Source organism: Radiobacillus kanasensis, from assembly GCF_021049245.1.
In the GTDB taxonomy this organism is placed as follows: Bacteria; Bacillota; Bacilli; order Bacillales; family Amphibacillaceae; genus Radiobacillus; species Radiobacillus kanasensis.
Genome location: NZ_CP088020.1, coordinates 2623663 through 2641858 on the forward strand (window position 1 = coordinate 2623663; position 18196 = coordinate 2641858).

Annotated in this window: 19 protein-coding genes and 2 riboswitches; of the genes, 2 read left to right on the forward strand and 17 right to left on the reverse strand. The window is 38.2% G+C overall.

Features of this window, described 5'->3' with window-relative positions:
• Positions 1-413: 413 nt before the first annotated feature.
• The 6 genes from KO561_RS13630 to KO561_RS13655 all read right to left on the reverse strand — a co-directional run bounded on the left by KO561_RS13630 (position 414) and on the right by KO561_RS13655 (position 7093).
• Entirely contained in the window at positions 414-1955 is a 1542-nt protein-coding gene (locus tag KO561_RS13630; protein ID WP_231093822.1) for a Na+/H+ antiporter NhaC family protein, read from the reverse strand.
• Positions 1956-2123: 168 nt separating this feature from the next.
• Positions 2124-2294, reverse strand: a riboswitch (Lysine riboswitch).
• Between the two features lie 51 nt (positions 2295-2345).
• Positions 2346-3146 (reverse strand): sporulation protein YunB, encoded by an 801-nt coding sequence (gene yunB / locus KO561_RS13635; RefSeq protein WP_231093823.1) that lies wholly within the window; start codon positions 3144-3146, stop codon positions 2346-2348.
• A gap of 49 nt (positions 3147-3195) precedes the next feature.
• The gene (locus tag KO561_RS13640; RefSeq protein WP_231093824.1) at positions 3196-4314 is read right to left on the reverse strand and encodes an HD-GYP domain-containing protein; all 1119 of its coding nucleotides are present in this window, start codon (positions 4312-4314) and stop codon (positions 3196-3198) included.
• A 169-nt stretch (positions 4315-4483) separates the two neighbouring features.
• The gene (locus KO561_RS13645; RefSeq protein ID WP_231093825.1) at positions 4484-4798 is read right to left on the reverse strand and encodes a YunC family protein; all 315 of its coding nucleotides are present in this window, start codon (positions 4796-4798) and stop codon (positions 4484-4486) included.
• Between the two features lie 57 nt (positions 4799-4855).
• Positions 4856-6253 (reverse strand): bifunctional metallophosphatase/5'-nucleotidase, encoded by a 1398-nt coding sequence (locus tag KO561_RS13650; RefSeq protein WP_231093826.1) that lies wholly within the window; start codon positions 6251-6253, stop codon positions 4856-4858.
• 15 nt (positions 6254-6268) lie between these two features.
• The gene (locus tag KO561_RS13655) at positions 6269-7093 is read right to left on the reverse strand and encodes a sulfite exporter TauE/SafE family protein (protein ID WP_231093827.1); all 825 of its coding nucleotides are present in this window, start codon (positions 7091-7093) and stop codon (positions 6269-6271) included.
• 346 nt (positions 7094-7439) lie between these two features.
• On the opposite strand from KO561_RS13655, the gene KO561_RS13660 reads away from it, so the two are divergent.
• Positions 7440-7775, forward strand: coding sequence for a hypothetical protein (locus tag KO561_RS13660; protein WP_231093828.1), 336 nt, complete (start codon positions 7440-7442; stop codon positions 7773-7775).
• Between the two features lie 321 nt (positions 7776-8096).
• Here KO561_RS13660 and KO561_RS13665 read toward each other — a convergent pair whose 3' ends face one another.
• The 10 genes from KO561_RS13665 to KO561_RS13710 all read right to left on the reverse strand — a co-directional run bounded on the left by KO561_RS13665 (position 8097) and on the right by KO561_RS13710 (position 17095).
• The gene (locus tag KO561_RS13665) at positions 8097-8378 is read right to left on the reverse strand and encodes a hypothetical protein (protein WP_231093829.1); all 282 of its coding nucleotides are present in this window, start codon (positions 8376-8378) and stop codon (positions 8097-8099) included.
• 173 nt (positions 8379-8551) lie between these two features.
• Positions 8552-9949: a Fe-S cluster assembly protein SufB gene (gene sufB / locus KO561_RS13670; protein ID WP_231093830.1), complete on the reverse strand. Its 1398-nt coding sequence runs from the start codon at positions 9947-9949 to the stop codon at positions 8552-8554.
• Between the two features lie 50 nt (positions 9950-9999).
• On the reverse strand, positions 10000-10437 hold the full coding sequence (gene sufU / locus KO561_RS13675) for a Fe-S cluster assembly sulfur transfer protein SufU (protein WP_231093831.1): 438 nt from the start codon (positions 10435-10437) through the stop codon (positions 10000-10002).
• A complete protein-coding gene (locus tag KO561_RS13680; protein ID WP_231093832.1) occupies positions 10427-11647 on the reverse strand; it encodes a cysteine desulfurase in 1221 nt (406 codons plus the stop codon). The genes sufU and KO561_RS13680 overlap by 11 nt, the downstream gene beginning before the upstream one ends.
• Entirely contained in the window at positions 11647-12954 is a 1308-nt protein-coding gene (gene sufD / locus KO561_RS13685; protein ID WP_231093833.1) for a Fe-S cluster assembly protein SufD, read from the reverse strand. Before sufD ends, KO561_RS13680 begins: the two co-directional genes overlap by 1 nt.
• 18 nt (positions 12955-12972) lie before the next feature.
• Entirely contained in the window at positions 12973-13761 is a 789-nt protein-coding gene (gene sufC, locus KO561_RS13690; RefSeq protein WP_231093834.1) for a Fe-S cluster assembly ATPase SufC, read from the reverse strand.
• 313 nt (positions 13762-14074) lie between these two features.
• Positions 14075-14299: a YuzK family famiily protein gene (locus KO561_RS13695; RefSeq protein WP_231093835.1), complete on the reverse strand. Its 225-nt coding sequence runs from the start codon at positions 14297-14299 to the stop codon at positions 14075-14077.
• Between the two features lie 190 nt (positions 14300-14489).
• The gene (locus KO561_RS13700; protein ID WP_231093836.1) at positions 14490-15353 is read right to left on the reverse strand and encodes a MetQ/NlpA family ABC transporter substrate-binding protein; all 864 of its coding nucleotides are present in this window, start codon (positions 15351-15353) and stop codon (positions 14490-14492) included.
• Positions 15354-15408: 55 nt separating this feature from the next.
• A complete protein-coding gene (locus KO561_RS13705) occupies positions 15409-16077 on the reverse strand; it encodes a methionine ABC transporter permease (RefSeq protein ID WP_231093837.1) in 669 nt (222 codons plus the stop codon).
• The gene (locus KO561_RS13710; protein ID WP_231093838.1) at positions 16070-17095 is read right to left on the reverse strand and encodes a methionine ABC transporter ATP-binding protein; all 1026 of its coding nucleotides are present in this window, start codon (positions 17093-17095) and stop codon (positions 16070-16072) included. Before KO561_RS13710 ends, KO561_RS13705 begins: the two co-directional genes overlap by 8 nt.
• Before the next feature lie 131 nt (positions 17096-17226).
• A riboswitch (SAM riboswitch) is annotated at positions 17227-17336 on the reverse strand.
• A gap of 112 nt (positions 17337-17448) precedes the next feature.
• Between KO561_RS13710 and KO561_RS13715 the strand changes: the two genes are divergently transcribed.
• Complete coding sequence (locus KO561_RS13715; protein WP_231093839.1) at positions 17449-17874, forward strand: TlpA family protein disulfide reductase; 426 nt, start codon at positions 17449-17451, stop codon at positions 17872-17874.
• Here the strand turns inward: KO561_RS13715 and KO561_RS13720 are convergent.
• Positions 17871-18188, reverse strand: a complete 318-nt coding sequence (locus KO561_RS13720) for a thioredoxin family protein (RefSeq protein WP_231093840.1) — start codon at positions 18186-18188, stop codon at positions 17871-17873. The genes KO561_RS13715 and KO561_RS13720 overlap by 4 nt on opposite strands.
• Between the last annotated feature and the right edge of the window lie 8 nt (positions 18189-18196).

Genomic DNA, 18196 nt, shown 5'->3' on the forward strand with positions numbered 1-18196 from the left:
GCAGAATACTTCGCTTGTAGGTATTTTCTAATATAGTGGGTTATTAACACCTATAAAATAAGTAGACCAAGAGACACCTCTGACTTGAAAAGAACTCCGTACTAAGCTGCGAAAAAATGCGAGACTCCTGTGGGAAAGGAACAGTTGAAGACCCCACAGTGAGCGTTCTTTGCGAGCGAGGAGGCTGAGGCGTTCCCCACGGAAAGCGAGTATTTTTCCGCAGCGCCGCATTAGCAGTCAACTTGATAAAGTATATACGAGTCCTTATTTCGTTACGTCGGAGTATATATATTCTTAGCAACAAAACACAATACACTCTAAAAAGAAAAACCCGAACTAATTCGAATTCTATAGAATTCGAAACACAGTTCGGATTTTATTAGGATTAAATACTTTGTCCAGCCTCCACCATTTTAAGCAGATCTTCGATGAACGATAAATGCAAAAATAACAACAGCCAAAATGGACAGAGTTAAAGAAAGAAGCAATGTTCCAGTCCACGCAAAAAGTGCGTATCCAATTACCGCTGCACCAGCACTGATAGATGCATAAGGTAGCTGTGTCATTACGTGATCAATATGATTGGCACCGGCACCAGTTGAAGACAAGATCGTCGTGTCTGAAATCGGTGAACAGTGGTCGCCAAATACAGATCCAGCTAGTACAGCAGATAATGCTGGCAAAACTAACGATACATCTGTCACAGCAGCAAGCTCACCAGCAATTGGTAACATGATACCAAACGTTCCCCAAGACGTTCCTGTGGCAAATGCCATAATACCCGCTACAACAAAAAGTAAAAGTGGTAAGTATTCCGGATTAATAGAAGATTGAATAACGATTTCGGCTAAATATTGACCAGTTGCTAGTGTATCAATAACCGCCCCAATCATCCATGCAAGGATTAATATATAAATAGCCGGTAACATGGATTTCAATCCTTCTATAATTACATGAAAACTATTTGGCTTGTTCCCGGATTGCATCGCATACAAGATCCAAGCAAGTGCTACGGCAAGCACCCCACCAATAAACAAGGATAAGTTCACATTTGTGTTGCTGAATATATCTAAAATTCCAACTGGAGCTTCACTTGCTCGAATACCAGTTACAATCATTGCACCAACTGTTCCTAAAACTAATGTCAGAATCGGCACTAACAAATTAGCCATTCCACCCTTAGCTTCTTTTGAAAAAGCAGACGTTAAATCTCCAGGAATATCTCCTTTTTCTGTATTATACAGTTCACCTGTATCGATGGCGCGCTGTTCATGTTGTTTCATTGGTCCGATATCCACTTTTAAATAAACAACTAAAAAGACGAGTACTAAACAAGCTAACGCATAAAAATTAAATGGAATCATTCCAACAAAAGCTTCGATTGGTTGATATTCGGCAATGTTATTAGCTGCTAAAATCGTTCCAATCGTCCCGATGATATAAGCGCCCCAACTCGATATAGGTGAGATAACCGTAACCGGAGCTGAGGTAGAATCAATAAAATAGGCGAGCTTAGCACGTGACACTTTATATCGGTCCGTTACCGGTCGAGCAATTTGTCCGACTGCAAGACTATTAAAGTAATCATCAATAAAAATTAAAATACCTAAATACGCTGGAACTGCTTGTGCCCCTTTACGAGTGCGAACCTTGTTAATTGCCCACTCTCCGAAGGCTCTGCTTCCACCAGATGCCGTCATAAAAGAAGTCGTTACCCCTAACAATAGGAGAAAAGCTAACATATAAATACTCCCGAGCTCTGGTTCACCATCCACGATAAAAATGCCGTAGAAGATGAGCCATATTTCTTTTAAGGAGCTCCATATATGACCATCCTGAATGAGAAATGCTCCAACAATGATCCCTACACCTAGGGATAGCAATACTTTTCTTGTTAATAAAACAAGAACCAGCATAATGAGTGCTGGAATTAAGGAATAAATCGTACCTTCCATATTCCTATTACCCTCCTTTTTCAAGCATTTGCTTGATTCGTTGTTGTATGTTCTTGATGAATATCCTTCTGCAGCGAGGCTGAATTTGGCTAAAAAAAGAAAAAAAGACAGGGATAGAAAATAACCTATCTCTGCCTTTTTCAAAAGCACATTATGTTATCATCCATCACGATCAGTAGCTCTTCATGTTAGCCATGACAGTATTTCCCCTATTCGAAGCAAATACCAATATAAACCTTATGACAAAAGCTTATACTTCGGCAAATAGCCCTTTCCCTCGTGTTCTTCGTTGTCATCCTCGCACGAGCTACTTTTGCTATTTGCACCTCTACCTCACCGATCAGATAAGGTTTTATTCATTTCTTTTCACATTATACAAGCTTCGACTATTTATTGCAAAGGATCTATCGGAATGGACAAATCACCACTTCCACTTCCGCTTTCACCACCTGAGTTATAATACTCTGGTACATCTCCCATAACCCCACCACGTCCGACTGGAATAGTTTGCTCAATCATGACTGAATCCGTGCCAAAAGGGATAATGGTTTCTAGTTCCACTACGATATGGACTTCCGACTCATAGTATAGGTTATTAATATTTAGGCCTTCAATTCTTGTCTCCATTTCTGTACTAACAAACCCAATAAACCTGATATCCACTGGAATTTTCGGTCCAAAATTAGCTAACAATGGAATTCCAGTTATAACGCCGAGTGGAATTTCTACAAGTGTAGGATCACTCTGTACGGACTCCATATTTTGCCCTTTTTCTGATTCTGGATCTACTTCTACATCAAGCGGGAGCTCCTCTTTCCCAATTACTTTTCCTTCTTCTAACAGCTTCAAGAAATTTTCTACTCGATTTTGAATATTTCGCTGTACTCTATTTTCCACGGCCGTGTTCATCTGATAGCTTACGACATTACCGTTTTCATCTGTTTCTACTTCCAAATAATCAGCTAAATTCAAGTCATCATTTAATTTCTTATTTATAGCAATCCCCATTGCGTAATTAGCTAATTGCTTTGTTTTGTTATCCGCAATCTCCAAGAAAATTGGTTTAATTCCTTTATTAACGATTAAAAAGCTTCCTAAAGTAAATATCAAAAACACAATAAACGTTACAACCCAAATATTTTTAATTGGAGGTGGAGATAGTCTTCTTTTGAATCTAAATTTTCCGCGCATACAAATACCCCCTTTGAGACAAGATATGCATCTCAAAGAGGGCTTAGAATTATTTGTTATTTATATTTTCTCTCGTTTTAGGAAAGGTGGTATCACAAGATGTGATTACGAAGTTTAATTGTTTCAGCAAATCTAATTCATAAGGTGGATCCAGTCTTTCACCATTTTCTTCAATAATTCGAATAATAGGCCGATCTGGAACAGTAGGGTTTTGTTTGGATACTACACCAATTCTTCCATCATTTAATTCAACCGTTAACCCATTTGGATACACCGCGATACTTTTTCGGAACGCCTCAACCATATTTTTATCAAAGAGCTCTCCAACTCCCGCATACAAAACTTCAAGTCCTTCATGAGGAAGCATAGCATCCCGATAAATGCGGTTGCTTGTCACGGCATCAAATACGTCCGCAATCCCGATAATTTTCGCATATTCATGAATTTCGTCCTGAATAAGCCCTCTCGGATATCCACTACCATTTAATCGTTCATGATGTTGATAGGCACAATGCGCAACGAGAAGTGGGATGTTTTGTGATTTTCTTAGGAAGTTAAATCCTTCATCCGTATGATGTTTAATCACTTCAAACTCATAATCTGTCAGTTTATCTTCTTTTTGTAGAATTTCATCAGGGATAAACATTTTCCCAACGTCATGAAGCATGGCGCCTAATCCAATTTCCTCTAGCTTGCGTTGTGGTAATCCCAACTCTGTTGCAAGCGCGAGAGAATAAATTGTGACATTTAATGAATGGGAGAAAACATAATCATCTGTTATTAGTATATCCGAAAGAATGGATAATACTTCATCTTTACCTTGCATTTCCTTTAACAAATTTTGAACCATTCCAGACATTTGTTTTCCTGTTTGTTCAAATATGTAGGAACCTTCTACAAACCCTTCCTTTTGAAAACGTGTAAAAGACTGTTTAATTGTATTTACGGCATCTATACGTAGCTCATCCGAAACCGGCGAACTCACTAGTATATCTTTCGTATATTCATCATGAATATACACATATGTTATTCCTAATTGTAGCAATCGTTTAAGCATATTCTTGGTTAGCTTAATTTCCTTCTGAATCAACACTTTGCGACGGTCCGTGTAAATCGGTTTCGCAAGCATTGTCCCCGGTTCGATTGTTCTTGTAGCTACTAGTCTCATATCTTTCTCCTAACTACTACATCATTCGACATCTTTTCCCTTAATAGTATCAGAAAACAAAGCAATTATCTATCATTATTCTTTGCGCTTTATGTAATAATATCCATCACCTATAGGAAACATAAGAGGGACTACCCTTCATTACAGGATAGTCCCATTTCAAACCGTTTTATTCTTTTGGATCAGCTATTTTTAACAAAGCTTCTTTTCCAACCATTCCTGGTTTCCAGCCTTTGTTCTCTGCTTCTAAGGTCACTTTATCTAAAGGGGCTTCAAGCAGCTCATCGATTGTTTTAACACCACGTGCACGTGCCGCTATAATTTTACGATCGGCTAACTTATCATTTAATAAATCAACATCCAATGCCCCACACATAATGTATCCTACTTCATTGGACACAACTAAAAGGTTCGTTTGCGGAATTTCTACTCTAATAGCTGTGAAAGGAACGCCTTCAATGAAAATCGGTTTCACGGAAAACATCTTTCCATCAACTCCCTTCTCCTTTCAATATATGGAGAAAAGAGAAGGGTGTGACTATCATTTTTTATAATTTTTTTCTAAGCATTCCACTAGTAAATCCCGTAACAGCTCTGGGAGATAGTAGTGTTTTTCTTCCGACCTTGTTATTTCGGGTAATAACTTGCCAAACGTGAATGTGTCTGCAGTTGCAATTTTATACGTTTGTTCCTTATCGATTGGTTTACCACGAAACATAACTTCTATAACGTGTTCGTCCCCATTGTCTAACCGCTCTGTTTGAACTTTTAATCCGGAGAAAACCATTCTTCCTAGCACTTTGCCACGAAAGCCTAGTCCTTTCAACTGAAGATCCATAAATGCTTTTGTAAGGGCCCCTCGTACTACTTCCACAATCTCTTTACCCTTTAATGTTACAACACATGGATTCATCGGATGTGGACAAATACGATGGACATCCGCATACGTGACAGATCCTTTCTCCAATCCTTCTATCAATATTCCTGCATTTAAAAAAGCAATATCTGCATCTGTCCATTTTTGTAGGGTTGAAACGAAATCCTGCATGAACGGGGTCTCTTTATACCAATCGACTTCTAATGGATGGGACAAGTCCACAATTTCTTTCCCCAAAAGACCCGATGCTTTTTCGTCTAATTGAAGAATGGTGTCCCTTGCTTCTACATCGTCATCAAGATCTCCCACGCGCGTAACAAAAGCTTGTTTTTGTTTAAGCTTTTTCTCGCAGTGGTCCCAAACTAAATAAACCTCTCCCACATAATATCCATGCTTGCCTGCTGCCGTTAGTAGCGTATTATGAAGATTTTCTCCATTTTTTAAAAGGTGATGGGTATGCCCACCCATAATCACATCTATCTCTGGAAAACGCCGAGCGATTTCTTGATCCTCACTTAGACCTAGGTGAGACATGAGCACAATGATATCTGAGTTTTTCTTCAATATAGGGATGAACTCTTCTAACGTGTCATAAGGAGACCTAATATCCCAACCTAACAAATTATAGAAATTCGTATAAGGAGTAGTTAGACCAATTACACTAATCGTTGTTCCTGATTTTGTTTGAACAGTTTGGGTCGCCTTTAACCAGTCTGGGCCTTTCCCTTTTTTACTTGTAAGATTTGCACAAAGTAATTGAAACTGAGCATCCTGGTAAAGCTCGGTTAGTTGTTGATGATCTAATGTAATCCCTTCATTGTTACCGATAGTTGCAAAATCAAATTGGGCACGATTTAAGAGGTCAACATTTCCTTTCCCTAGCAGAGCTTCCGAAATTGGCGCTGAGCGGTCCATATGATCTCCTATATCAAACAGCCAATACGACTGCTCTTCACGTTCTCTTACTTCTTTCTGTTTATTTAAATAGCTCATGATTTTTGGCCAGTTATCAAAGTGGCTATGTAGATCGTTTGTATAGTACAAAAATATTTTTTCTTCCATATAAGCAACGACTCCTTAACCAATAGCTTGCCAAATTAGTCGAACTCCAATTATGAGTAAAACAATCCGAAGAATCAATTCGACGGTTTGCCCTTTTATTCGCTGATTCACTGCTGCCCCTGTCAATCCTCCAAGTAAAGAACCTGGAATGAAAAATGCGACATATTGCCATGGAATATGTCCTAGAACACCGTGTGCTATGGTGCTACCCATACTTAAGAATAAAATTAAAAACATCGATGTTGCGGTAGCAACGTGTGAGGGGAACCCGAACAACAACATCATTGCTGGTACGAGCATCGAACCCCCACCAATTCCGAATGCACCGGAAATCATACCGACGATAAATGTAATGAGTATAGCTAGTAACCAAGGGTAAGAATAGATGTATGTCTCTTCCCCTAATTTCTTCGAAGTGTGAACAATCCACTTTGACTCTGCTTTTTCTCGAACATTTTTTTCTTTATTCTTTAAAGACATAAGTCCGAATGTGACAAACATCAATATTCCAAAGTAAAGAGAAAATTTATCATCCCCGAAGAATTGATTAATCCAAGCTCCTAATATTCCACCTGGAACAACACCTGCTAGAAAGATAAATCCACTTTTCACATCAACACGCTTATTTTTTATGTAAGAATAACTAGACGATCCCGCTGTAAATACCATTACGATAAGCGATAAGCCTACAACAGCTTGCGGAGTTGCCCATTTATAAGCATCTACATATTGATTCAATAGAAGTAAGCTCGGGATGAGAATGGTTCCTCCACCTAGGCCAACTAAACTACCTATAAATGCTGCTAAAAAACCAATGAATAACGATAACAAAAAAACCAATTATGTTCACATCCAAACTTACCAATCTGATTTTATTGTACAGTGAACCTTCTCTTTATGCCACTATACAGTGTTATATCCAAATATATGAAGGTGTTCTCTATGAGGGAAGATGCGAAATATACATAATGTGTTGGAATTCGCATTTAGCAAGTGTCTAAAAGAAACCATTTTATAGAATTTAAATGATGACTAGATAGAATGGGAACTGTAAATTCTTTCAATTTACTATATATTTTTGCGTCATTTTATATGTATTATTGAATTATTAACACTACCACACTACCCTATATCTAATTTAAGTACATTTTCACCATTTCCCCATGTAAAAAAGGAGGGCAACAGAATGAAATTCAATTTTGAAGGCGGTGCTATTGTTCTACCCCCTATACACATTACGATTATTGCAATCATTGTTATTTACTTGTTAGTCAGGTGGAGCAAGCAATTAGAGGAACGTCGGTTTACGCTTTTCTTTTACTTCTTGATTAGCACTTATATAACACCCATTTTTTCTCATAGTACAAGCGAAGGTGTCTTTCAATTATGGGTTCCATTAGGATTTATAGTCGTTTTCCTATACTTATTTCGAAATGAAAGAAACCATCCATCTAAAATGAAAGCAAGTTTTTTAGGGTTTTCCATAGCACTATATCAGTTAATACTTCAATATGTCGGTTAGTTTTTTAGTTGAAGACTCCTCTATTGGCTTCGTGTAAAAATTGACCTTCCTCTTTGCTTAATACGATCAGATATACATATGCTGTTCAACTGCTTGAATCAAACGAAATCCTTAAAATGGTATCAAATGGGCTTGGGCGAATACTCATCCAAGCAACAGTAGATACCTTATCTTGATAAGAAGAAAAGAAAACGAACTTTTGAAGTTCGCCTTCTATTCCACACTTAATGATAAAATCAATATTGAAGTAATGCATCCGATAGTTATACATAAGACTTATACAATAATTGCATATTATATAAATGATGTGACAATAAGTAATTATTTCTTACCTTTTCGTTCTAAAAGTATAGGTGCGATATTTAGTAAGATAGAAGCAATTGTCAAAAACCATAATACCCTTCCATAATTAGGTACTTCCCCTAAAAGGGACCAATCTTCCTTTTTTACCCACTCCGATACAAGACTGTATTCTGCACAAAGTGTTAATGCTGTAAATGATAATCCTAACGCCATAGCAAGCCTATAATCCTTTCCTGCTATATACATATAAAGATTTATAAAAGTTGTTACTATTGCAATAACCCCAAATATTATCCACATAACTATCCTCCATATATTTTTATTTATGTCGTGTAATAAAACGAATGTGCATCATCTCAATTTTTGCATTACTTTTTTATTAAATAACGTAAAAATCATTTCAACTTTGCACGAACCGAACTTTGCACGTGCAAAAAAAGAAAAACCCTTGATAAACAAGGGTTAATCGTAAATTATCCTATACTGCCTTCCATTTCGAACTTGATAAGTCGGTTCATCTCAACCGCATATTCCATCGGTAATTCTTTTGTAAATGGTTCGATGAATCCCATTACGATCATTTCTGTCGCTTCTTCTTCTGAGATTCCTCTACTCATGAGATAGAATAGTTGCTCTTCAGATACTTTAGAAACCTTCGCTTCGTGCTCAAGCGAGATATTCTCGTTGAAGATTTCATTGTAAGGAATCGTATCAGAAGTTGATTTGTTATCCATAATGAGCGTATCACATTCGATGTTTGCACGAGCTCCGTCCGCTTTACGTCCGAAGTGAACGATACCACGGTAGGAAACTTTCCCACCTTGTTTCGAAATAGACTTAGACACGATTGTCGAAGAAGTATTTGGTGCCAGGTGGTGCATTTTAGCTCCAGCATCTTGGTGTTGACCTTTTCCAGCAAGTGCGATGGAAAGTGTCATCCCACGAGATCCTTGACCTTTCAAAATAACAGCAGGATATTTCATCGTTAATTTAGAACCGATGTTTCCATCAATCCATTCCATCGTTGCATTTTCATCACAGATGGCACGTTTTGTAACTAAGTTGTAAACGTTGTTTGCCCAGTTTTGAATCGTTGTGTAACGGCAATACGCATCTTTCTTAACAAAGATTTCTACGACCGCACTGTGTAGAGAGTTCGTTGAGTAAACTGGTGCTGTACAACCTTCTACGTAGTGTACCGATGCACCTTCATCTACGATGATTAAGGTACGTTCAAATTGTCCCATATTTTCCGAGTTAATACGGAAGTATGCTTGTAATGGAGTATCTGTTTTTACGCCCTTTGGAACGTAGATAAACGATCCACCAGACCATACTGCTGAGTTCAATGCAGCGAATTTATTGTCAGAAGATGGGATCACTTTTCCGAAGTATTCTTTGAAAAGATCTTCGTTTTCTTTCAGTGCTGTATCCGTATCTTTGAATACAATTCCCATTTTTTCTAGGTCTTCCTGTAAGCTGTGGTACACTACCTCAGATTCATACTGAGCAGATACACCCGCAAGGTATTTTTGTTCTGCTTCAGGAATACCTAGTTTATCAAACGTATTCTTGATTTCTTCAGGCACTTCATCCCAAGAGCGCTCGGAACGTTCAGAAGGTTTTACGTAATACGTAATTTCATCGAAATCAAGTTCCGACAGATCGCCACCCCATTGTGGCATCGGTTTTTTATAAAATTGCTCTAGGGCTTTTAATCGATAATCTAACATCCATTGTGGCTCTTCTTTCATTTTTGAAATTTGTTCCACAACAGCCTTGGTTAATCCTTTTTCCGTACGGAAGATCGAAACATCTCGATCATGGAAACCATATTTATATTCACCAATTTCAGGTGCTTTCTTGGCCATTCAAAAAACCTCCTTATAGGTTATACTGCTTCATTATAGCACGTAACAAGTTACTGTTCGCTCGCTACTCCTTTTTCCATTGCTTTCCAAGCAAGCGTCGCACATTTAATTCTCGCCGGAAACTTAGAAACTCCTTGTAATGCTTCAATATCTCCTAAATCCAAATCTCCTGGGTCGATTTCTTTTCCAAGCATCATGTCAGAAAAAACATTAGACATCTTTAATGCCGAGTCTACACTCTTCCCTTTAATCGCTTGGGTCATCATCGATGCGGAAGATAAGCTAATGGAACAACCTTCCCCTTCAAACTTCGCATTTTCGACTACCCCATCCTTTACTTGAAGATGAAGCTGAATCCGATCTCCACAGGTTGGATTATTCATGTCAATTGTCATTGATTCATTTTCTAACGATCCTCGATTACGAGGATTTTTATAATGGTCCATAATCACTTGACGGTAGAGTGTATCAAGGTTATCAAAAGACATCACCGAAATACTCCTTTGTTCTCTTCAGTCCCTCTACAAGGCGATCTACATCACTTTCCGTATTGTATAGGTAGAAACTAGCACGTGCTGTAGCTGTTACGTCCAGCCACTTCATTAATGGTTGAGCACAATGGTGCCCCGCCCGAACGGCTATTCCTTCCGCATCTAATACGGTTGCTGTGTCATGTGGATGAACATCAGAAAGATTAAATGTAACGAGCCCAGCTCTCTTTTCCGGACCGTAAATCGTAACACCATCTAATTCACGTAATTGCTTCATTGCATAATGAGCTAATTGTGTTTCATGCTCATAAATCTTATCAAGACCAATTTCCGTTAAGAAATCGATAGCAGCTCCTAAACCAATTGCTCCTGCAATGATTGGTGTGCCACCTTCAAATTTCCACGGAAGCTCTTTCCAAGTCGATTCATACAAATGAACGAAATCAATCATCTCGCCACCGAATTCGACTGGCTCCATTTCTTCTAATAGATGTTGTTTTCCATAAAGGACACCGATTCCTGTTGGTCCACACATTTTGTGCCCTGAAAAAGCGTAAAAGTCGCAATCCAAATCTTGAACATCGACTTTCATGTGTGGAACACTTTGAGCGCCGTCTACAACCATGATGGCACCATGTTCATGAGCAATGGCTGCTACTTCTTTGATTGGATTTACAGAACCTAACACATTAGAAACATGCATCATAGAAACAATTTTTGTGTTTGACGTTATCGTTTCACGAACGTCTTCTAATCGAATCGTACCATCTTCTTGCATAGGAATATATTTTAGCGTCGCCCCTGTTGCTTTTACAGCCTGTTGCCATGGAATAATGTTACTATGATGCTCCATATAGGTGATGACTACTTCATCCCCTTCACTTAAATTAGCTCTAGCATAGCTGTAAGCAATAGTGTTGATAGACGTCGTTGTCCCTCTTGTAAAGATGGTTTCTTTTGTACTCGCTGCGTTGATAAAGTTACGAACTTTTTCACGAGCACCTTCATAGTGATCAGTAGCACGATTGCCAAGAGTGTGAACCCCTCGGTGCACATTAGAATTGTTCTGCTTGTAATAATTCTCAACAGCCTCAATAACGGATATAGGTTTTTGAGAAGTAGCCGCAGAATCTAAGTACACGAGCGGGTGTCCATTCACTTCTTGCTGTAGAATCGGAAACTGTTCTCTAATGGCATGAAAGTCCATTAGTACACTTTCCTTTCAATAACTTCTGTCAACTGTTCTTTAACGGCCTCGATTGGCATTTGGTTTACTACTGGTGCTAAGAAACCATGAATAATAAGACGTTCTGCTTCTTTTTTTGCAATACCACGACTCATTAAATAATATAATTGAATCGGGTCTACTCGACCTACAGAAGCAGCGTGACCTGCCGTTACATCATCTTCATCAATTAAAAGAATTGGATTGGCATCCCCACGAGCATCTTTACTTAGCATAAGCACACGAGATTCTTGCTCTGCATTGGACTTAGAAGCACCGTGTTCGATTTTACCAATTCCATTAAATACAGAAGAGGCATGATCCTTCATTACCCCGTGCTGAAGGATAAATCCATCAGAATTTAGTCCGTAGTGAACAATTTTTGCCGTGAAGTTTTGCGTTTGTGTTCCACGACCAACCGTTACGGTTTTCGCATTTGATCGAGAGTTATCTCCAATTAAGTTCGTCACGTTTTCAGATACGGTATTTCCATCATTCATTTGGCCAAGCGCCCACTCGATGGAAGCATCTCGATACGCTACACCACGGCGATTCACATAAGCTGTCGTACCGGCATCAAGGTTATCCACCGCACCAAAAGAGATTTGGGCATTATCGTGTGCGATAACTTCTGTTACAATGTTCGCTACTGATTCTGTGTCTTTACTCGTTGATACATAGTTTTCAACATACGTTACAGAACTGTTCTCATCTGCTACAACAATCACATGGTTAAATAGTGATGCGTCTTTATCTTCTTGCCAGAAAATTGATTGTAAAGGTTCTTCAACTACAACATTTTTTGGTACATAAACAAATACTCCACCGTTTAATAGAGCAGCATGAAGAGCCGTAAGTTTGTGCTCATCAACAGATACTGCATCCTTCATAAAGTAACGTTGCACTAGTTCTCCATGCTCTTGAACAGCAGTAAAAATGTCAGTCAAAATGACACCTTTTTCTTTTAAAGCCGGATCAAGAGATGCAAATGCAACAGTATGGTTACGTTGAAGAACAAGGTTTTGATTTTCTTTTTCTAAGTCAATAAACACTTTTATTTCCTCAGGAAGTTCTTGAAGAGAAATAAGTTCTTTTCCTTCAGAATCGTGTTTGAATTGACTAAAATTCCATTTCGTAATGTTTGTTTTATCCGGTTTTGGCATTTCTAAGCGTTCCGCCATTTCAAGGGCTTGAAGGCGCAAAGACTTTAACCATTCCGGTTCGTTGTGTTTTGCAGAAAATTGACTTACATAGTCTTTTTCATAAGGTAGCTTCGTTTCCACAGTCATTCTTATCCCTCCTAACTATTACGCGTTTTGTTCTACTGTTTCCTCATCTGTAATACCAAGCTCTTGTTTAATCCAGTCATATCCTTCAGCTTCTAATCGTTGAGCTAGTTCAGGACCACCAGATTTCACGACACGACCTTGCATCATTACGTGTACTTTGTCTGGAGTGATATAGTTCAATAGACGTTGATAGTGCGTAATCATAAGACAACCGAAGTTTTCATTACGCAATTTGTTGATTCCTTTAGAAACAACTTTTAAAGCATCAATATCAAGACCAGAATCAATTTCGTCTAAAATAGCAATCGCAGGCTTAATCATCATAAGTTGAAGAATTTCGTTACGTTTCTTTTCCCCGCCGGAGAATCCTTCGTTCAAGTAACGTTGAGCCATATTCTTGTCCATATCCAAATAATCCATCGCTTCATCCATTTCTTTAATGAACTTCATCAATGGAATTTCATCGCCTTCTTCACGATGTGCATTAATAGAAGAACGTAGGAAATCAGAGTTGGTTACACCGCTAATTTCACTTGGATATTGCATCGCAAGGAATAATCCAGCTTGTGCTCTTTCATCTACTTCCATTTCTAATACGTCTTCACCATCCATTAAGATGGAACCTTGTGTAATTTCATATTTAGGGTGACCCATAATAGCGGATGCTAATGTCGATTTACCTGTACCATTCGGGCCCATAACCGCGTGGAATTCTCCACCTTTAATTGTTAGGTTTACCCCTTTTAAAATTTCCTTATCTTCAATTGACACGTGAAGATCTTTAATTTCTAAAGTTGATCCTGCCATACCAAATACCTCCAGTTAGCCTTTTATTTTAAAATAATTTGTAGACATGGATAAATACTTCCATTCTCACTTTATTCTCATTACAATCTTATATCATTTCGAATCTATTATCAACAATTTAGAGTACAATTGACTACCCATCTCGACAGAAAATATACTTCTTTACAGAAATAACTCCTACTTTCTTCTATATTATATATCATAACACATTTCTCATATTTTTTATTTTCACCTTATTCTTTTTTTACATCCATAAAAACCCTGCACCAATATGTGGTACAGGGTTTTTATTTATAATAAATCTAATGTATATTTATTTATGAACCTGTTTGTTTAATTCCGCGACCATCTTGTGGTTTTTTTGGTGACTTAACTCTCTCTTTTGTTCAACTTCAATGATTTTGTCAATGTCAGATGCATACTCCGCATATCCAATTCCATGCGCTTGATGCATCGCTTTCTCCATGTCGGAGGTATAAGTTAAGTCTAAACCATTGTCACTAATAATAAATCCGTCCCTTCGTTTATTTTCCATCATAGTTCAAAAAGGTCCGAAAAATCGCTTTTCGCTCTCTTTTGAACTCACTTCATAGTGTAACACCAATGTTTTACCTTACACAAAACTTGTTAAAACATCTCACAAACATTGTGGAAGGATGTCAAGGAATGAAAAAGAAACAGCTCTATTCTGTGTACAAATAAGAGCTGTTTCTCTGTTTTAGCCTCTATTACTCACCAGAGGTTGGTGCAGGTACAATTTCACCTTTGTATTCTTCTTCAATGAATGTTTGAATTTCATCTGATTGTAATACTTCCACTAATGTTTTCAAGGCTTCACTATCTTTATCTTCAGAACGAGTGACAACAACGTTTGGAAACGGTGTATCTTCTCCTTCATGGAAGATAGAGTCATCTACAGGAGATAAGCCAGCTTCAATCGCATAGTTTCCGTTAATAGCTACTAATGCATCTTGTTCCTTTTCATACATTTGTGGTAATAATTCCGCATTTGCATCTGGTGAAAAGTTTAAGTTTTTCGGGTTTTCTGCAATATCTTCAAGAGTAGCGCTAGCTTTGTCTACTCCTTCTTTTAAGGTAATAAGTCCTGCTGCTTCAAACAAGGAAAGAATTCTTCCGTGGTCTGGTTCAGAACGGCTGATAATAACATCTGTACCTTCTTTAATGTCGTCTACACTTTTAATATTTTTTGAATAGATTGCCATCGGTTCAACATGAACTCCACCTAGGTTCACAAAATCATAGCCAAATTCTTCTTCCTGTGCTTTCAAGTATGGTGGGTGTTGGAAGTAATTTGCATCTAACGTGCCGCTATCCAAGTCTTTATTTGGTAAAATGTAGTCTTGGTATTCTTCGACTTTTAGTGTAATACCTTTTTCCTCAAGGATCGGTTTTGCTTTTTCTAAAATTTCAGCATGGGGAACACTTGATGCTCCAACAACGATTTCTGTATTTTCTTCGTCAGAACCTTCCCCACTATTTGCATTGTCCTCTGCACCTTCATCGGAACCGCCACAAGCTGTTAATAATGCAAAAAGAAAAGCAGTAGCTAATAATAATAAAAATTTCTTCATGTTTGTAATCCCCTTTTTATTTTTGATATTTATATTTCATGGAAAACCATGGAACCTACCTTTTGTCCAACTTATTCGAGAGGTAATCCCCAACAAACTGGAATAAGAAAACAATCAAAACAATTAATACTGTACAGAACAACACAACGTCAAAATCCCAACGTTGAAACCCGTAATAATAGGCATAATCTCCTAAACCACCTGCTCCTATAACACCAGCAATAGCGGTATATCCAATTAACGCAATGGCTGTCACAGTTATACCAGAAACTAAAGCTGGCAATGATTCAGGAAGAAGCACTTTAAAAATAATCGTTGACGTTTTCGCCCCCATTGCTTTTGCTGCTTCTAATACCCCTTTATCTACTTCCCGAAGTCCAATTTCAACCAACCTTCCGTAGAACGGTGCAGATCCAATAATTAGAGCAGGTAATGCGGCATTTGGTCCTCTTATAGTTCCCATTAGAAAATCAGTAAACGGGAAAAGCAATAGAATTAAAATGATAAAAGGAATAGCCCGCGTAACATTAACGATGGTTGCTATTACAAAATTCAATATTTTATTTTCCCACAGGTTTCCCTTCGTCGTTAAAAATAATAGTAGTCCAAGTAAAATTCCTAAAATAAACGTACCGACTAAGGAAATCAAGGTCATGTAAAACGTTTCTCCTGTTGCAGTCCACATATCCTCCAAATTAACGTTTGGAAACAGTTGTTCAAACATTTACTCCCACCTCCACTTCTACAGAGGTAGATCGAATAAAGTCCAATGCGTTTGTCACTTCTTCATCAGATCCTTCTAAATTAACAAACAAAGTACCATAGGCTCCCTTTTGCGTTTGAGTCACTTTTCCATGAAGGATATTAATATCTACATCATACTTTTTGGCAACTTGACTAATTAAAGCGTGATTGGTGGTTTCCCCAACAAACTGAAGTCGAATAATTTGCCCAGTTTGGTAATGTTCCTTCATCCAATCGATAGCCTCGGCCTGACTATTGTCTCCCATTACTTGTTCAACAAATCGCTTCGTCACGGGTTGCTGTGGGTGAAGGAAGACATCTAAAACATCTCCTTGTTCGACAATATGGCCTTTTTCCATCACAGCAACGCGATGACAAATTTTACGAATCACGTGCATTTCGTGTGTGATAAGAATGATCGTCAATCCTAGCTTCTCGTTAATATCAACAAGAAGTTGAAGAATGGAATCTGTCGTCTCTGGATCTAAAGCAGATGTCGCTTCATCGCACAGGAGAACCTTCGGATTGTTAGCAAGTGCTCTAGCTATCCCAACGCGTTGTTTTTGCCCTCCACTTAGTTGAGAAGGGTACGCGTCCTCTCTACCAGAAAGTCCGACTAATCGAATTAATTCGTCGACACGCCTCTGCCTTTCTTTTTTAGGGACTCCAGCAATCTCTAAAGGAAATCCAATATTTTCTCGAACGGTTCTAGACCACAATAAGTTGAAATGCTGAAAGATCATCCCAATCTCTTGTCTTGTTATGCGCAAGTCTTTTTTAGACAAGGTGGTAATCTCATTATCTTCTATTTTGATGGACCCACTAGTCGGATTCTCTAATCGATTCACCAATCGGATAAAAGTACTCTTTCCTGCACCACTGTAGCCAATGACCCCAAATATTTCCCCTTTTTCTATTTCTAAATTTAAATGGTCAACGGCAGTTAAGCTGTCGTTTTTCGTTGGGAAAACCTTCGTTAAATCTTTGATGGTAATCATGTATGTAATCCCCTCCCTTTACGCGGATACCTGATTTTACATTAACCAATATCTTGGTTTTTATGAACCGAATAATAAAAAGCGTCTTTCCGTTTCAGAGAACAGAAAGACGCGCAATGTCAGTGTCTGCTCTCTCATCCGCCAAAGCTATGTGCTTTGCAGGAATTGGCACCATTTCAAACAAATGTTTGACGGTTGCCGGGTTTCACAGGGCCAGACCCTCCACCTCTCTTGATAAGAGATTGTAACTTGGTATAGAATTTTAGTAACAGATGGATTTTAGCACAGTCTCAAATTATCTGTCAACAAAATTGTATAAAATTTTCAAAATGGGAAACAGAGGAGGAACCTCATTGAATGCACCTTATTTTACATTACCTTATACAAATGGAAACGGACACTTTAAGTTATCAGATGCTAGAGGAAAAATCATCGTACTCACCTTTTGGGTGTCTTGGTGTCCCGATTGTGGTCAAGATCTTCCGAAGAAAGAAGCGCTGTTTCAATCATTGGATCGAAATAAAGTGCAAATGATTACCATTAATGTTCCAGGACGAGAGAGGACAGAAAATGCTGGTTTAGAATTTGCAGAAAAGTTTCTTACCCAACCAACCCTTATCGATAACGGCCGGGAGGTATATGACCTCTATAGTTGCACCGGGGTACCTACTACAGTCATTATCAATGAACAAGGAGAATGGGTAAAAAGCTTCAATGACCAAGCTTCCTTCTTATCAATTGTAGAAGAAATAGGAACATGGTTAGAAGAGGAACACTAGGAGAGGCTGGAAAACGTATTCTTATAGTAGAAAATTTGTTGATATAAATGTTGTACAGATCGGAATGCATAAATTTTATCCACCACTTCTCCATCATCCATAATAAGAAGGCACGGGACACTTTCTATTTGGTGTTTTTGCATAAAGGTTGGAAAAGCAGCCGCATTCATTTCGAGAAAGAGCTCATTCTTCCACATATGTTCAATCGATAAGAGCATCGTTCGCCCAACCTTACATGTCCCACAAAAAGGGGTATGGATAAATAAGAACGTGAGTCTTCCTTCTAATTGGTCTTCGTTTTCAAATGGTTTCATAACTCCTC

Bases quoted from the DNA above. Each gene is read 5' to 3' on its own strand.
- KO561_RS13630 (WP_231093822.1), bottom strand. From the start codon at position 1,955: ATGGAAGGTACGATTTATTCCTTAATTCCAGCACTCATTATGCTGGTT.
- yunB (WP_231093823.1), bottom strand. From the start codon at position 3,146: ATGCGCGGAAAATTTAGATTCAAAAGAAGACTATCTCCACCTCCAATT.
- KO561_RS13640 (WP_231093824.1), bottom strand. From the start codon at position 4,314: ATGAGACTAGTAGCTACAAGAACAATCGAACCGGGGACAATGCTTGCG.
- KO561_RS13645 (WP_231093825.1), bottom strand. From the start codon at position 4,798: ATGTTTTCCGTGAAACCGATTTTCATTGAAGGCGTTCCTTTCACAGCT.
- KO561_RS13650 (WP_231093826.1), bottom strand. From the start codon at position 6,253: ATGGAAGAAAAAATATTTTTGTACTATACAAACGATCTACATAGCCAC.
- KO561_RS13660 (WP_231093828.1), top strand. From the start codon at position 7,440: ATGAAATTCAATTTTGAAGGCGGTGCTATTGTTCTACCCCCTATACAC.
- KO561_RS13665 (WP_231093829.1), bottom strand. From the start codon at position 8,378: ATGTGGATAATATTTGGGGTTATTGCAATAGTAACAACTTTTATAAAT.
- sufB (WP_231093830.1), bottom strand. From the start codon at position 9,949: ATGGCCAAGAAAGCACCTGAAATTGGTGAATATAAATATGGTTTCCAT.
- sufU (WP_231093831.1), bottom strand. From the start codon at position 10,437: ATGTCTTTTGATAACCTTGATACACTCTACCGTCAAGTGATTATGGAC.
- KO561_RS13680 (WP_231093832.1), bottom strand. From the start codon at position 11,647: ATGGACTTTCATGCCATTAGAGAACAGTTTCCGATTCTACAGCAAGAA.
- sufD (WP_231093833.1), bottom strand. From the start codon at position 12,954: ATGACTGTGGAAACGAAGCTACCTTATGAAAAAGACTATGTAAGTCAA.
- sufC (WP_231093834.1), bottom strand. From the start codon at position 13,761: ATGGCAGGATCAACTTTAGAAATTAAAGATCTTCACGTGTCAATTGAA.
- KO561_RS13695 (WP_231093835.1), bottom strand. From the start codon at position 14,299: ATGATGGAAAATAAACGAAGGGACGGATTTATTATTAGTGACAATGGT.
- KO561_RS13700 (WP_231093836.1), bottom strand. From the start codon at position 15,353: ATGAAGAAATTTTTATTATTATTAGCTACTGCTTTTCTTTTTGCATTA.
- KO561_RS13705 (WP_231093837.1), bottom strand. From the start codon at position 16,077: ATGTTTGAACAACTGTTTCCAAACGTTAATTTGGAGGATATGTGGACT.
- KO561_RS13710 (WP_231093838.1), bottom strand. From the start codon at position 17,095: ATGATTACCATCAAAGATTTAACGAAGGTTTTCCCAACGAAAAACGAC.
- KO561_RS13720 (WP_231093840.1), bottom strand. From the start codon at position 18,188: ATGAAACCATTTGAAAACGAAGACCAATTAGAAGGAAGACTCACGTTC.